We start from the raw sequence: 14124 nt of genomic DNA on the forward strand, positions 1-14124 counted from the left end.
GTTAACGCGGATCCGGTCCGCCTGACCGCATGTCGCCCGTCAGCCCGAGGTCGGTGAGCCGTTTGCGCAACGTGTTCCGGTTGATTCCGAGCGCCCGCGCCGCGCGCAGCTGGTTGCCGCCGTGCCGCTCCAGCATCGCCGCGATCAGCGGCCGCTCGACCTCGGCGATGATGCGGTCGTAGAGCGTGCCGTCGTCGAGCCGCGCCGGCTCCTCACGCGCGATCGCCGCCAGCCGGCCGCGCACCGCCGCCTCGATCTCCGGATCGATGGCAGCGCCGGCAACCGGGCCGCCGTTCAGCATCGCCGCGATCTCGGCCGCTCCGATCAATTCGTCGCGGCTCAATGCGGCGAGCCGGCGCATCAGATTCTCGAGCTCGCGCACGTTGCCCGGCCAGTCATACGCCTCCAGCGCGGCGATCCCGTCCGGTCCGATTTGCTTGCGCGGCAGCCCGTCCTCCGCGGCGCGATCGAGGAAATGGCGGGCAAGCAGCGCGATGTCTTGCCGCCGCTCGCGCAAGGCCGGCAGCGTCACCGGCACCACGTTGAGCCGGTAGTAGAGATCCTCGCGGAAGCCCCCCGCAGCCACCAGCGCGGCAAGGTCGCGGTTGGTCGCCGCGACGATGCGCACGTCCGCGCGGATCGTCCGCGCGCCGCCGACGGTGGTGAACTCGCCCGACTGGAGCACGCGCAGCAGCCGCGTCTGGGCCTCCATCGGCATGTCGCCGATCTCGTCGAGGAACAAGGTGCCGCCCGCCGCCTGCTCGAATCGCCCGGCGTTGCGTGCCGCCGCGCCGGTGAAGGCGCCGCGCTCGTGCCCGAACAGCTCGGCCTCGATCAGCTCGCGCGGGATCGCCGCCATGTTGAGCGCGACGAACGGCGCCTGCCGCCGCGGCCCCAGGTCGTGGATCGCCCGCGCGACCAGCTCCTTGCCCGTCCCGGACTCGCCCGACACCAGCACAGTGAGATCATTGGAGACCACCCGCGCGATGATCCGATAGACCTCCTGCATCGCCGGCGAGCGGCCGATCATCGGTACCGCTTCCTCGGCCGGCGCCATGACGTCGCTCGGCCCTCGCCGCCCGCGCGCGAGCGCGCTCGCCACCGCCTGGCTCAGCGCGTCGAGGTCGAACGGCTTGGGAAGATAGTCGTACGCCCCCGCCTCATTGGCGCGCACGGCGGTGGAGAGCGTGTTCTGTGCCGACAGCACGATCACCGGCAGCCGCGGATGTTCGGCCAGCACCTCCGGCACCATCGCGATGCCGTCGCCGTCGGGCAGCACCACGTCGGTGACGAGCACGTCGGGCAGCTCGCCCGCCAGCGCCCGCCTGAGCTCGGCCAGGCTCGCCGCGGTGGTGACGCGATGCCCCTTCCGCCGCAGCGCCTGGCCGACGACCGTGCGGATCGCGGCGTCGTCGTCGACGACGAGGATATGGCCCTCAGTCATTTTTGGCTCTCGGCAGCAATACGCGGAACACCGTCATCTCCGGCTCGCCCTCCCGGATATATTCGCGCGCATATTGGACGATCCCGCCCATGTCGCGCACCAGCTTCTCGACCAGCGGCAGGCCAAGCCCCCGCCCTTCCGCCTTGCCCGACACGAACGGCTCGAACAGGTGCTCGGCGATATCCGGGGGCGCGCCGGGACCGTTGTCGATCACGGTGAGCTCGATCGGCAACGGCTGGCGCGGCCTGCCCGGCGCAGCGCTCGCCGACATGCCATGGCGATAGGCGGTGGTGACGGTGACGCGCGGCGCCGCCACCTCGCTCACCGCCTCGCAGGCATTCTTGAGCAGGTTGAGCACCACCTGCAGCAGCGCATCGCCGTCGACCAGCGCCGGCGGCAGCGACGGATCGAACCGCTCGTCCAGCGCCACCCCTCGCCCGAACCCCGCCAGCGCCACCCGCCGCGCATGGCCCAGCAGCGGATAGATATTGGTCGGCGCGAGCGTTAGCGGCCGTGTATCGGTGAAGTCCTGCATCCGATCGATAAGGGCCGCGATGCGATCGACCTCGGTGGTGATCAGCGTGGTGAGCTCCCCTGCCCCGTCGCCCTCGGCGAGCAGCTGCGCGGCGCCGCGGATGCCAGACAGCGGGTTCTTGATCTCGTGCGCCAGCATCGCCGCCGCGCCGATCGCCGCCCGCGCGCCCGCGGCGCGATCGGTGGTGTGCCCGCGCGCCGCCGGGCTCTGCCGGATCGTCACGATCCGCCAGCCCGGCCGGTCCGGCACCTCGCTCTCGAGCAGGTCGACGCGCAACCGCCCGACCCGACCGATCCCCACGTCGACGTCATAGGCCGCAAACATCCGTCCGCGCCGCCGGTCGGCCTGCGCCTCGGGGAAGCGGACCAGCACGTCGACGTCCTGTCCCACCATTGCGCGCTCGGAGAAATTGAGCAGAGTCTCGCACGCGGCATTGGCGCGCGCGATCCGCCCCTCGGGATCGACCAGCATCGCCGCCACCGGCAATGCCGCGAACAGCTCCGCGAAACCTGGCTCGTCGGAGCTCACGCGGCGGCGCGCGTGGTCCACGGCGCGTAGAATTCGGCAAGCATAGCCTTCACCACCTCGGGGTCCGGCTCCTGGTTGACGCGGTTGCGGAACTCGGCCGATCCGTGGAGGCCGCGCGTGTACCAGCCGATATGCTTGCGCGCGACATTGGTGCCGACCTCCTTGCCATAGAGGTTCAGCATTTCGTCATAATGCTCGATGATCGTTGAATATTGTTCGTCGAGGCTCGGGTCGGCACGCGGCGTGCGGCCTTCCAGCGCGTCCATCACCTGCCGGAGCAGCCACGGCCGGCCATAGGCGCCGCGGCCGATCATCACCCCGTCCGCGCCCGACTGGTCGAGCGCGGTCCGCGCATCCTCGATCGAGCAGATGTCTCCGTTGATGATGACCGGGATCGCCACCGCATCCTTGACCTTGCGCACGAAAGCCCAGTCGGCCGAGCCCTTGTACATCTGGTTGCGGGTGCGCCCGTGGACCGTCACCATCTTGACGCCAAGGTCTTCGGCGATGCGCGCGAGCTCGGGCGCGTTGAGGCTCGAATGGTCCCAGCCCATCCGCATCTTGAGCGTCACCGGTGCCTTCACCGCCTTCACCACCGCATCGACTAGCTCGGCGGCGAGCTTGAGGTCGCGCATCAGCGCCGATCCCGCGTCGCCGTTGGTGACCTTACGCACCGGGCAGCCCATGTTGATGTCGACGATCGCGGCGCCTTTGTCTTCCGCCAGCTTCGCCGCCTCGCCCATCTCATAGGGCGTGCAGCCGACCAGCTGCATCGACACCGGATCCTCGATCGGATCCCATAGCGCCTTCTGGATCGACTGCCGCGTCTCGCGGATCGCCGCCTGGCTGGCGATCATCTCGGTGACGTTGAGCCCCGACCCGTGCCGCCGCACGACACGGCGGAACGGCAGGTCGGTCACCCCCGTCATCGGCGCGAGCAGCACGGGAGTGTCGATCCGGACGGGTCCGATCTGGATGGGGGCGAGCGTCTGCATGATGTGCCTGAAAATTAGGCATGAGCCGATAGTGCGACAAGTGCGGATTGGCAAGGAAGAAGGGGTTCACGCGAAGACGCGAAGAAGAAAGGAAAAGAAGGATTTTCGCGCAGAGGCGCAGAGAGCGCAGAGGTTACGTCGCTTGTCGCACATCCGGCCGCGCCAGCGGCCTTCAAGCTTGTTGCGCATCAAGGGTTGAATGTCTCGCTAACGCGAGACGGGACTGCAAACGAATCACCTCTGAGCTCTCTGCGCTCTGCGCGCACAAAACCTTCCTTCTTCTTCGCGTCTTCGCGCCTTCGCGTGAACCAACCTATTGGCGCCTGCCTCGCGCATCGGCTAGGCGCCCGCGCATGGCACGAACCGCCGCCCTCATCGTCGCCGCCGGCACCGGATCGCGCCTTGGCGGCGACACGCCCAAGCAATTCGCCCTTCTCGGCGGCAAGCCGGTGGTGGCGCACAGCATCGCTGCTTTCCGCGCGCATCCCGCGATCGACGAGCTGCTCGTCGTGATCGGCGAAGGCCAGGAGAATCAACTCCGCGCCGCCGCTCCGAACGTCCGCTTTGTCACCGGCGGCGCCACCCGGCGCGAGTCGGTCCGCGCCGGCCTGGCCGCGCTGGAAGGCGTCGACCGCGTCCTCATCCATGACGCCGCCCGCCCTTTCCTTCCTGCCGAGGTCGTCGATCGCCTGACATCGGCCCTCGACCGCGCGCTCGGTGCTGTCCCGGTGCTGCCGGTCGCCGACACGTTAGCGCTCGGCGACGAATCGCTCGGCGCCACCGTCCCCCGCGCCGGCCTCCACCGGGTTCAGACTCCGCAGGCGTTCGATTATGCTGCGATCGTCGATGCCCACACCGCCTGGCCCGACGACGCCGAGGCCACCGACGACGCCCAGGTGCTCCGGGCCGCCGGCCACGACGTCGCGATGGTCGAAGGACATCCGATGCTCGAAAAGCTCACCTACCCCGCCGACCTCGTCGCCGCGGAGGCGCGACTCGGCGCGAGCCTGATCTCGCGCAGCGCCACCGGCTTCGACGTCCATCGGCTAGAAGCCGGCGAGGAGCTGTGGCTCGGCGGCGTGCTGATCCCTCACGACCGCGGCCTCTCCGGCCACAGCGACGCCGACGTCGCACTCCACGCCATCACCGACGCACTGCTCGGCACGATCGGCGCGGGCGACATCGGCACCCATTTCCCGCCCAGCGATCCGCAATGGCGCGGCGCCGCCTCGGGCCAGTTCCTCGAGCATGCCGCCGATCTGGTCCGCGCCGAGGGCGGCATGATCGACTTCGTCGACCTCACCCTCATCTGCGAGGAGCCCAAGGTCGGCCCCCACCGTTCGACGATCCGGACGCGCATCGCGACGCTCTTGCGGCTTGACGAGCGTCAGGTTTCGGTGAAGGCCACCACCACCGAAAGGCTGGGGTTCACCGGCCGGCGTGAGGGGATCGCCGCACAGGCCATTGCGACCGTCCGGGTCCCAGGAGTCCGTTGATGCCGTTCAAATCGTTCGCTGCGCTTGCCGCGCTCTGGACGGGCGCGTTCGCCGCGACCGCCGCGCAGGCTGCTCCGGCCACCGTCTGCGTCTCTCCGCGTGAGGCCGAGGCGGTGGTGGCCACCGTCGCGCCCGATCTCATCCGCCTCACCGCCTCGATGTGTGCGCCGTCGCTGCCGGCGGGCGCCTATCTCCGCCGCCCAGCCGACCGGCTCGCCGCCAAATATGCCGTAGGAGGCGACGGCGCCTGGCCGATTGCCCGCGCGGCGCTTGGCAAGCTGCTGCCGCCCGACAGTGCGCAGATGCTGCAGAACGATTTCGCCCGGCCGTTGGTCGGATCGCTGCTCGCTCCGCTGCTGGTCAAGGACCTGAAGCCCGCCGACTGCGCCTCGATCGACCGGCTGCTGTCGCTGATCGATCCGCTGCCGGCGCAGAACACCGTCTCGCTAATCGTGACCGTCGCCGAGCTCGCCCAGCGCAAGAACCCGCCGGCCGGCGGGTTCGTCATCTGTCAGCCGGGGGCGGCCAGGCCATGAGCATCGACACGCTTCTCCCCGCCGAGCTGGTCGAGGCTGCGCGCCAGGTGATCGACGCCAACCGCGCCGCCGGCCGCCGCGTCGCCGTCGCGGAAAGCTGCACCGGCGGCCTCGTCTCCGCCGCGCTGACGGAGATCGCGGGCTCGTCCGACGTGTTCGAGGGGGGCCTCGTCACCTATTCCAATGAGGCCAAGACCCGGCTGGTCAAGGTCGGCAACGAAGTGATCGAGACCTTCGGCGCCGTTTCGGTCGCGGTCGCCTGGCAGATGGCGCAGGGCGCGCTGGAAGCGACCGGGGCCGATGTGGCGGTCGCGATTACCGGCATTGCCGGGCCTGGCGGCGGCAGCGAGAAAAAGCCGGTCGGCACGGTCGTCTTCGCCCGTGCCGAGAAGGGCGCGGACCCGGATCATGTCGTGGCGGATACGCGCGAGTTCGGCAACCTCGGCCGTGGTGGCGTCAGGCTTCAGGCGGCGTTGTGCGCATTGTCCTTGCTGCTGCCAGGCGCGCTCGCGCCGGAGGTCGAGGTGCCGGCGCCGTAGAGCACGGCCGCCCGCGCCTCGAACGCGCCGATCATCTTCCTGAGCGCCCGGTCGAACACCTGCCCCGCGAGCATCTCGAATACCCGGTTCTTGAAAGCGAAATCGACCGCGAACTCGACCAGCGTCCCCCCTTGTCCGTCCGGACGGAAGCGCCAGTCGTTGTGGAGATACTTGAGCGGCCCTTCGAGATAATCGACGTGGATATGCTCCGGCCGCACCTTCTCCACCTTGGAGGTGAAGGTCTCGCGCAGTCCCTTGAACCCGACGATCATGTCCGCGACCATCTGTGTCGCGCTCTCGGAGCGCACGCGGATCGCGGTCACCCAGGGCAGGAACTCGGCATAGCGGCCGACGTCGGCCACCAGGTCGAACATCTGCTCCGGCGTGTAGGGAAGCTGCCGGGTCTCAGCGTGCTTGGGCAAGCTTCGCCTCGCGCGCCACGCGCAGCCGCTCGAAATCGTCGCCGGCGTGATAGCTCGACCGCGTCAGCGGCGAGGACGCGACCAGCAGGAATCCCTTGGCCCGCGCGATCGCGGCATAGGCGTCGAACGCCTGCGGCGTCACGAAGTCGGCGACCTTGGCATGGCGCGGCGTCGGCTGGAGATATTGGCCCATCGTCAGGAAATCGACGTCGGCCGAGCGCATGTCGTCCATCACCTGATGGACTTCGAGCCGCTCCTCACTGAGCCCCAGCATGATGCCCGACTTGGTGAAGATCGACGGATCGAGCTTCTTGACGCTCTCCAGCAGCCTGAGCGAGGCATAGTAGCGCGCGCCCGGCCGGATGGTCGGATAGAGCCTCGGCACCGTCTCCAGATTGTGGTTGTAGACGTCGGGCCGAGCCGCGACGATCGCCTCGACCGCCGCTTCATGCTTGTTGCGGAAGTCGGGGGTCAGGATCTCGATCGTGGTGGTGGGGTTGGTGCGACGGATCGCCTCGATCACCTTGACGAACTGGCTGGCGCCGCCGTCGGGCAGGTCGTCGCGGTCGACCGAGGTGACGACGATGTGCTGCAGCCCCATCTGCGCGGCGGCATCGGCGACGTTCTGCGGCTCCATCGGATCGACGCGACGCGGCATCCCGGTCTTGACGTTGCAGAAGGCGCAGGCCCGCGTGCAGGTGTCGCCCAGGATCATCACCGTCGCGTGCTTCTTGGTCCAGCACTCGCCGATGTTCGGACAGGCCGCCTCTTCGCAGACGGTGGTCAGGCTCTTCGCCCGCATCAGGGCGCGGGTCGCCGCGAAACCGGCAGAGGTCGGGGCCTTGACGCGGATCCAGTCGGGCTTGCGCTGGCGCGGCTCCCGGGCGAGCGGGGACATGTCGTTCATGAAGGGCCAGATAGCGACGCTGCGTCCGGCTTGCCAGCCCCGAGCAGCGGTGCAAGAGACGGGTCATGAGCGAATTCTACGATCTCATCGCAGGTTATTACCGTTTCCGCGCGCGCGGCTGGTCCCAACAGCGCGACCGCTGGGCCCGCCTCTCGGAGGGCCAGAGCCCCAAGGTCATGGTGATCGCCTGCTCGGACAGCCGAGTCGATCCTTCGCAGATCTTCGATGTCTCGCCCGGCGAAATCTTCGTCGTGCGCAACATCGCGAACCTGGTGCCGCCGTTCGAGATCGGCGGCGGCCGCCACGGCGTCTCGGCGGCGCTCGAGTTCGCGGTGACGCAGCTCGAGGTGAGCGAGATCGTGGTGATGGGCCATGGCATGTGCGGCGGCGTCGCGGCCGCGCTCTCGCGCCGGTTCGAGGGGTCCCCGCCGGGCGAAGGCGGCTTCATCGCGCACTGGGTCGACCTGCTCGACGAGGCGCGCGACCGTATCCTCGCCGAGTTCGGCAACACACCGGAGGCGGTGCGCGCGATGGAGCTGGAGACGGTCCGCGTCTCGATCGCCAATCTCCGGACCTTCCCTTGCATCCCCGAGCGCGAGGCGGCGGGCAGGCTTACGCTGCGCGGCGCCTATTTCGCGATCCGCGACGGCATCTTGTGGGTGATGGACGACCGCGGCGAGTTCGCGCCGGCTTAAGCCCCCCGCCACCGCCACATCAGCAGCGGCCGCGCCAGCGCCAGGCCGGCGACGAACCCGCCAATATGCGCGGCGACGGCGATGCCGACTCCGGCATTGGCGAGAATGAGGGCAAAGGCGAAATTGAGCACCGTCCACGCCGCGAGCAGCCACAGCATGTGCACCGCGCCGGCCGGGACCGGCCCGATCGCCCGCGCCCTGGATCGCCCGTAGAAGAGCGACGAGGCGCCGATGACCGCGGAGATCGCCCCGCTCGCCCCCACCATCGGCACCGGGGAGGAGGGATCGCCCAACCATTGCCCCGCCGCTGCCGCATAGGCACCGACCAGATAGAGCACGACCATCCCGCGCCCGCCAATCGCGCGTTCGGTGAGTGTGCCGGTCGCGACCAGCATCGCCATGTTCATGGCCAGATGAAGCAGGCCGCCATGGATCAGCGTCGCACTGAGCGGCGTCAGTATGACCGGAAACAGGCCCGGGATATCACCCGCGAAACCCAAGCTCGCCCGCCCCGGCACGAAGCCGGCGTAGAGCGCCGCGTTGACGTTGCCGATCGTCCATTGGGCGAGCAAGCTGACGGCAACCGTCACCGCCACGATCGCCCAGGTGACCGGAGCGACGCGCAGGTTGCCGCCCATCATCGCCGCCGGACAGGCGTCAGATGAACTCGATCTTCGAGACGAGATAGTAGCGGTCGCCCGACGGCACCGTCACCTCGACCTCGTCGTCCACCTTGCGCCCGATCAGCGCGCGGCCGAGCGGCGAGTTGTAGCTGATGCGGCCGGTCTTGGCGTCCGCCTCGGTCTGGCCGACGATCTGGTAGCGCACCGGCTTGTCGTCCTCGTCGAGCAAGGTCACCGTCGCGCCGAACACCACCTTGTCGCCCGACAGCTCGGTCGGGTCGATGATCTGCGCGCGGCTGAGCTTGTCCTCGATGTCGGCGATCGATGCCTCGATCTGGCCCTGGCGCTCCTTGGCCGCGTGATACTCCGCGTTTTCGGAGAGATCGCCGTGCGCGCGCGCTTCCTCGATCGCGTCGACGATCTGCGGACGCTCTTCCTTGAGGCGCTTCAAATCGGCGGTGAGCTTCTCATAGCCCTCCGCCAGCATCGGCATTTTCTCGACCGTGGCCATTCGCCCTTTTCCTTCAACGCGTCCTCGTCAGACGTCCCGCATCCGGGCCGCCCGCACATTAACACCGGTTGTGGGGATCAATTGTGCGACTGCGAATAATAGGCTTGCAGAGGACGCACTTCAAGGGACGTGGTCCTGAGCGATGCGATCGCCCGCGCCGCCGCCACGCTCGACGACGCCGTGGTGAAATAGGGAATCCGCCCGGAAAGCGCCGATTTACGGATCTCCTGGCTGTCCTTGAGGCTCTGCCAGCCCTCGGTGGTGTTGAAGATGAGGCCGATGTCGCCGTCGCGGATGCGGTCGACGATATGCGGCCGCCCCTGCGCCACCTTGTTGACCCGTTCGACCTCAACGCCGTTCGCGATCAGATAGTCGGCGGTGCCGCCGGTCGCGACGATCGTGAAGCCCAGCTCCGCGAGGGTGCGCACCCCCGGCAGCACCACCGGCTTGTCGCTGTCCTTGACGCTGACGAACAGCGTGCCGCCATCGGGCAGCACCGTGCCGGCGCCGAGCTGCGCCTTGGCGAAGGCAACGGTGAAATCGCGATCGATTCCCATGACTTCGCCGGTGGACTTCATCTCGGGTGACAGCACCGGATCGACGCCCGGGAAGCGGTTGAACGGGAACACCGCCTCCTTGACCGCGACGTGGGAGATCGCCCGATCGATCTTCGGCAGGTCGGCGAGCTTCTCGCCCGCCATCACCCTGCTGGCGATCTTGGCGATGGGTGTACCGATCGCCTTGGCGACGAACGGCACGGTGCGGCTGGCGCGCGGGTTGACCTCGATGAGGTAGACCTCGCCGTCCTTCACCGCGAACTGGATGTTCATCAGGCCCTTGACGCCCAGCGCCCGCGCCAGCGCGTCGGCCTGGCGCTCGATCTCGGCGATGATCTCGTCCGGCAGGCTGTACGGCGGCAGCGAGCAGGCCGAGTCGCCCGAATGGACGCCCGCCTCCTCGATATGCTGCATCACGCCCGCCACGACCACGTCGGTGCCGTCGGCGATGGCGTCGACGTCGACCTCGATCGCGTCGCGCAGGTAGCGGTCGATCAGCACCGGCGAGTCGCCCGACACCTGCACCGCGGTCTGAATGTAATCGTCGAGCTGGACGGTCGAGTCGACGATCTCCATCGCCCGCCCCCCGAGCACATAGCTCGGCCGCATCAGCACGGGGTAGCCGATACGCTCGGCGACCGCGACCGCTTCCTCGCGGCTGCGCGCGATGCCGTTGGCGGGCTGCTTGAGCCCGAGCTTGGCGACCAGGTTGGCGAAACGCTCGCGATCCTCGGCCAGGTCGATCGCGTCGGGCGAGGTGCCGAGGATCGGGATGCCCGCCTCCTCCAGCGCGCGCGCCAGGTTGAGCGGCGTCTGCCCGCCGAACTGGACGATCACGCCGACCAGCGTGCCGTTCGACTGCTCGACATGCAGGATCTCCAACACGTCCTCCGCGGTCAGCGGCTCGAAATAGAGGCGGTCGGAGGTATCGTAGTCGGTGCTCACCGTCTCCGGATTGCAGTTGACCATGATCGTCTCATAGCCGGCGTCCGCCAGCGCGAAGCAGGCGTGGCAGCAGCAATAGTCGAACTCGATCCCCTGCCCGATCCGGTTCGGCCCGCCGCCGAGGATGACGATCTTCTTCCGCTCGGAAGGCTGGCTCTCGTCTTCGGGCTCTCCGAACGAGGGCGCCTCGTAGGTCGAGTACATGTACGGCGTCTTGGCCTCGAACTCGGCCGCGCAGGTGTCGATGCGCTTGAACACCGGCCGGACGCCCAGCTTGTGCCGCAGCGCGCGCACCTCGGCCTCGTTCACCCCGCCGGTCATCGCCTTGACCGCCTCGTGGATCAGGCCGCTGCGCGCCGGGAAGCGGTCGCGCAGGCCCGCCGACTTGACCGCCAGATAAGCGAGCCGCTTGTCGGAGAAGCCCATCGCCTTCAGCCGCCGCATCCCCTCGGCATCGCGCGGGAGACCGTTCGCGGCGACCTCGTCCTCGGCCGCGACGATCTCGGCGATCCGCTCGAGGAACCACGGATCGTACTTGGCGATGGCATGGACCTCGGCGACCGAGAAGCCCTCGCGCAGCGCCTGCGCCGCGACCAGCAGCCGGTCCGGCGTCGGCACCGCCAGCGCCGCCTCGATCTCCTCGCGCGGCGCGCCGACCAGCCGGTCGACGTCGTTGAAGCCGGAAAGCCCCGTCTCCAGCCCCCTGAGCGCCTTCTGCAGGCTCTCATGGATGTTGCGCCCGATCGCCATCACCTCGCCCACCGACTTCATCGCGGTGGACAGCACCGGCTCGGCGCCCTTGAACTTCTCGAAGGCGAAGCGCGGGATCTTGGTGACGACGTAATCGATCGTCGGCTCGAAGCTGGCCGGGGTCGCACCGGTGATGTCGTTGTCGATCTCGTCGAGCGTGTAGCCGACCGCCAGCTTGGCCGCGACCTTGGCGATCGGGAAGCCGGTCGCCTTCGACGCCAGCGCCGAGGAGCGCGACACGCGCGGGTTCATCTCGATCACGACAAGGCGGCCATCCCTGGGATTGACCGCGAACTGGACGTTGGAGCCGCCGGTCTCGACGCCGATCTCGCGCAGCACCGCGATGCTGGCGTTGCGCATGATCTGATATTCCTTGTCGGTCAGCGTCAGAGCCGGCGCGACGGTGATCGAATCGCCCGTGTGGATGCCCATCGGGTCGATGTTCTCGATCGAGCAGACGATGATGGCGTTGTCGTGCTTGTCGCGCACGACCTCCATCTCATATTCCTTCCAGCCGAGCAGCGATTCCTCGATCAGCACCTCGGTGGTCGGCGAGGCGTCGAGTCCCTTGCGGACGATCTCGACGAACTCCTCGCGGTTGTAGGCGACGCCACCGCCGGTGCCGCCGAGCGTGAAGGAGGGGCGGATGATGGCGGGCAGCCCGACCTTCTCCAGCCCCTCCAGCGCCTCCGCCTCGCTGTGCGCGATCGCCGAGCGGGCGGATTCGAGCCCGATCTTGTCCATCGCCTCGCGGAACTTGAGCCGATCCTCGGCCTTGTCGATCGCCTCGGCGTCGGCGCCGATCATCGTGACGCCGAACTTCTCCAGCGTGCCGTCCTGCGCGAGCGCCAGCGCGGTGTTGAGCGCGGTCTGCCCGCCCATGGTGGGCAGCACGGCGTCGGGCCGCTCCTTCTCGATGATCTTCGCGACCACCGCGGGCGTGATCGGCTCGACATAGGTGGCGTCGGCCAGTTCGGGATCGGTCATGATCGTCGCCGGGTTCGAGTTGACCAGGACGATGCGATAGCCCTCCTCGCGCAGCGCCTTGATCGCCTGCGTGCCGGAGTAATCGAATTCGCACGCCTGACCGATGACGATCGGCCCCGGGCCGATGACGAGGATGGAGGAGATGTCGGTGCGTTTGGGCATTATTGGCTCTCGAAAGGCGACCCGCCGACCACGCCAATGATCGCGGAATGCTCTGGGCGGAAGTTCTTGGCTATTGCAGAAGCCTGCTCATCGGTCAGATTTCGGAATTCAACTGAGACCCCGCCATCCGATCGTTCGACAATGGCGCTGGGCTCTGCTCCTGAAGTACGGAAATTTGCCAACGCCATTTCCAAAAACTCCGGCTTGATCCGGAAGCGGGAAATTTCGTCAGTCACGCGTCCGCCTTCATCATCCCCACGAACCGCTCGAACAGATAGAAGCTGTCCTGCGGCCCCGGGCTGGCCTCGGGATGGTATTGCACCGAAAACGCCGGCCGATCCGTCAGCTCCAGCCCGCAGTTCGATCCGTCGAACAGCGACACATGCGTCTCGCGCACGCCCTCCGGCAGGCTCTCGCGCTCGACCGCGAAGCCGTGGTTCATGCTGGTGATCTCGACCGCGTCGTCCGACAGGCGCTTGACCGGATGGTTGGCGCCGCGGTGGCCCTGGAACATCTTGGTGGTCTCGGCCCCCACCGCCAGCCCCAGCAGCTGATGGCCGAGGCAAATGCCGAACAGCGGCTTGCCGGTTTCCAGCAGCTTCCGGATCACCGGCACCGCATATTCGCCGGTCGCGGCCGGATCGCCCGGGCCGTTCGACAGGAAGAAGCCGTCCGGCTCCAGCGCCATGATCTGCTCGAAGCTGGCGGTCGCCGGCACCACCGAGACCTTGGCCCCGGCTTTAACAAGATTACGGAAGATATTGCGCTTGCTGCCGTAATCGACCGCGACGACATGCGGGCGATCCGCCTCGCTGCCCTCCCCCCCATAGCCGAAGCCGAGCCGCCAGATGCCGCCCTGCCAACCGTAATGCGTCTCGGTCGAGACCTCCTTGGCGAGGTCCATGCCCTCCAGCCCCGGCCAGCTCCGCGCCATGTCGAGCAGCAGCGGGATGTCGAACTCCCCGCTCGCCGAATGGGCGATCACCCCGTTGGGCGCCCCGCCCGTGCGGATGCGCCGGGTCAGCGCGCGCGTGTCGACGCCGGCGAGGCCGATGCGGGCGTGCTTCTTCATCCACGAATCGAGATTCTCGGCCGCGCGGAAGTTGCTGGGCGCGGTCGGGTCCTCGCGCACGATCATGCCGAGCGCATGGGGATCGTCGGCCTCGACGTCGTCCGGATTGGCGCCGACGTTGCCGATGTGGGGGAAGGTGAAGGTGATGACCTGCCCGGCGAAGCTCGGGTCGGTCATGATCTCCTGATACCCGGTCATCGCGGTGTGGAAGCACACTTCCCCTACCGCCTCGCCCTCGGCGCCGAATCCGCGGCCCCAGACGATCTCCCCGCTCGCGAGTACGAGAACGCCCGTGGCTCCTTCGGGCGCGCGGCTGGGGTTGGCGTCGGCCATGGGGGGCGGGCACTCCTGTTTGGGTTGGCGATGTCGCTAAGTGGCGGCGCGTAGACCCCCTCCCCCCGCGCGTCAACCGCCGCTAGG

Annotated in this window: 14 protein-coding genes; 4 read left to right on the forward strand and 10 right to left on the reverse strand. The window is 68.3% G+C overall.

Annotated features, from left to right (window positions below; translation table 11 throughout):
* Nucleotide 1: 1 nt before the first annotated feature.
* The 3 genes from ntrC to dusB are packed head-to-tail and all read right to left on the reverse strand — an operon-like array spanning nucleotide 2 to nucleotide 3502.
* Complete coding sequence (ntrC, locus tag AC2YHA_RS04580; protein WP_487400545.1) at nucleotides 2–1444, reverse strand: nitrogen regulation protein NR(I); 1443 nt, start codon at nucleotides 1442–1444, stop codon at nucleotides 2–4.
* Complete coding sequence (locus tag AC2YHA_RS04585; RefSeq protein ID WP_487401701.1) at nucleotides 1437–2450, reverse strand: two-component system sensor histidine kinase NtrB; 1014 nt, start codon at nucleotides 2448–2450, stop codon at nucleotides 1437–1439. The genes ntrC and AC2YHA_RS04585 overlap by 8 nt, the downstream gene beginning before the upstream one ends.
* 53 nt (nucleotides 2451–2503) lie before the next feature.
* A complete protein-coding gene (gene dusB / locus AC2YHA_RS04590; RefSeq protein ID WP_487400546.1) occupies nucleotides 2504–3502 on the reverse strand; it encodes a tRNA dihydrouridine synthase DusB in 999 nt (332 codons plus the stop codon).
* Nucleotides 3503–3855: 353 nt separating this feature from the next.
* On the opposite strand from dusB, the gene AC2YHA_RS04595 reads away from it, so the two are divergent.
* The 3 genes from AC2YHA_RS04595 to AC2YHA_RS04605 are packed head-to-tail and all read left to right on the forward strand — an operon-like array spanning nucleotide 3856 to nucleotide 6073.
* On the forward strand, nucleotides 3856–4998 hold the full coding sequence (locus AC2YHA_RS04595) for a bifunctional 2-C-methyl-D-erythritol 4-phosphate cytidylyltransferase/2-C-methyl-D-erythritol 2,4-cyclodiphosphate synthase (protein WP_487400547.1): 1143 nt from the start codon (nucleotides 3856–3858) through the stop codon (nucleotides 4996–4998).
* On the forward strand, nucleotides 4998–5534 hold the full coding sequence (locus tag AC2YHA_RS04600; protein WP_233782653.1) for a hypothetical protein: 537 nt from the start codon (nucleotides 4998–5000) through the stop codon (nucleotides 5532–5534). Before AC2YHA_RS04595 ends, AC2YHA_RS04600 begins: the two co-directional genes overlap by 1 nt.
* Entirely contained in the window at nucleotides 5531–6073 is a 543-nt protein-coding gene (locus tag AC2YHA_RS04605; RefSeq protein ID WP_487400548.1) for a CinA family protein, read from the forward strand. Before AC2YHA_RS04600 ends, AC2YHA_RS04605 begins: the two co-directional genes overlap by 4 nt.
* Here AC2YHA_RS04605 and AC2YHA_RS04610 read toward each other — a convergent pair.
* Both AC2YHA_RS04610 and lipA read right to left on the reverse strand, forming a co-directional pair.
* Nucleotides 5998–6495 (reverse strand): type II toxin-antitoxin system RatA family toxin, encoded by a 498-nt coding sequence (locus AC2YHA_RS04610; RefSeq protein WP_487400549.1) that lies wholly within the window; start codon nucleotides 6493–6495, stop codon nucleotides 5998–6000. The two genes, AC2YHA_RS04605 and AC2YHA_RS04610, sit on opposite strands and share 76 nt — an antisense overlap.
* Nucleotides 6479–7402, reverse strand: a complete 924-nt coding sequence (lipA, locus tag AC2YHA_RS04615; protein WP_487400550.1) for a lipoyl synthase — start codon at nucleotides 7400–7402, stop codon at nucleotides 6479–6481. The genes AC2YHA_RS04610 and lipA overlap by 17 nt, the downstream gene beginning before the upstream one ends.
* A 65-nt stretch (nucleotides 7403–7467) precedes the next feature.
* On the opposite strand from lipA, the gene AC2YHA_RS04620 reads away from it, so the two are divergent.
* A complete protein-coding gene (locus AC2YHA_RS04620; RefSeq protein WP_487400551.1) occupies nucleotides 7468–8097 on the forward strand; it encodes a carbonic anhydrase in 630 nt (209 codons plus the stop codon).
* Here AC2YHA_RS04620 and AC2YHA_RS04625 read toward each other — a convergent pair.
* The 5 genes from AC2YHA_RS04625 to carA form a co-directional block, all read right to left on the reverse strand.
* Nucleotides 8094–8735: a rhomboid family intramembrane serine protease gene (locus tag AC2YHA_RS04625; RefSeq protein WP_487400552.1), complete on the reverse strand. Its 642-nt coding sequence runs from the start codon at nucleotides 8733–8735 to the stop codon at nucleotides 8094–8096. The two genes, AC2YHA_RS04620 and AC2YHA_RS04625, sit on opposite strands and share 4 nt — an antisense overlap.
* A 19-nt stretch (nucleotides 8736–8754) precedes the next feature.
* A complete protein-coding gene (gene greA / locus AC2YHA_RS04630; RefSeq protein ID WP_233782647.1) occupies nucleotides 8755–9231 on the reverse strand; it encodes a transcription elongation factor GreA in 477 nt (158 codons plus the stop codon).
* 77 nt (nucleotides 9232–9308) lie between these two features.
* Nucleotides 9309–12632, reverse strand: coding sequence for a carbamoyl-phosphate synthase large subunit (gene carB, locus AC2YHA_RS04635; protein WP_487400553.1), 3324 nt, complete (start codon nucleotides 12630–12632; stop codon nucleotides 9309–9311).
* On the reverse strand, nucleotides 12632–12868 hold the full coding sequence (locus AC2YHA_RS04640; protein ID WP_487400554.1) for a hypothetical protein: 237 nt from the start codon (nucleotides 12866–12868) through the stop codon (nucleotides 12632–12634). The genes carB and AC2YHA_RS04640 overlap by 1 nt, the downstream gene beginning before the upstream one ends.
* Nucleotides 12865–14037, reverse strand: coding sequence for a glutamine-hydrolyzing carbamoyl-phosphate synthase small subunit (gene carA / locus AC2YHA_RS04645; protein ID WP_487400555.1), 1173 nt, complete (start codon nucleotides 14035–14037; stop codon nucleotides 12865–12867). Before carA ends, AC2YHA_RS04640 begins: the two co-directional genes overlap by 4 nt.
* Nucleotides 14038–14124 lie beyond the last annotated feature (87 nt).

The sequence above is a fragment of the Sphingomonas sp. SRI_018 genome (assembly GCF_057586275.1).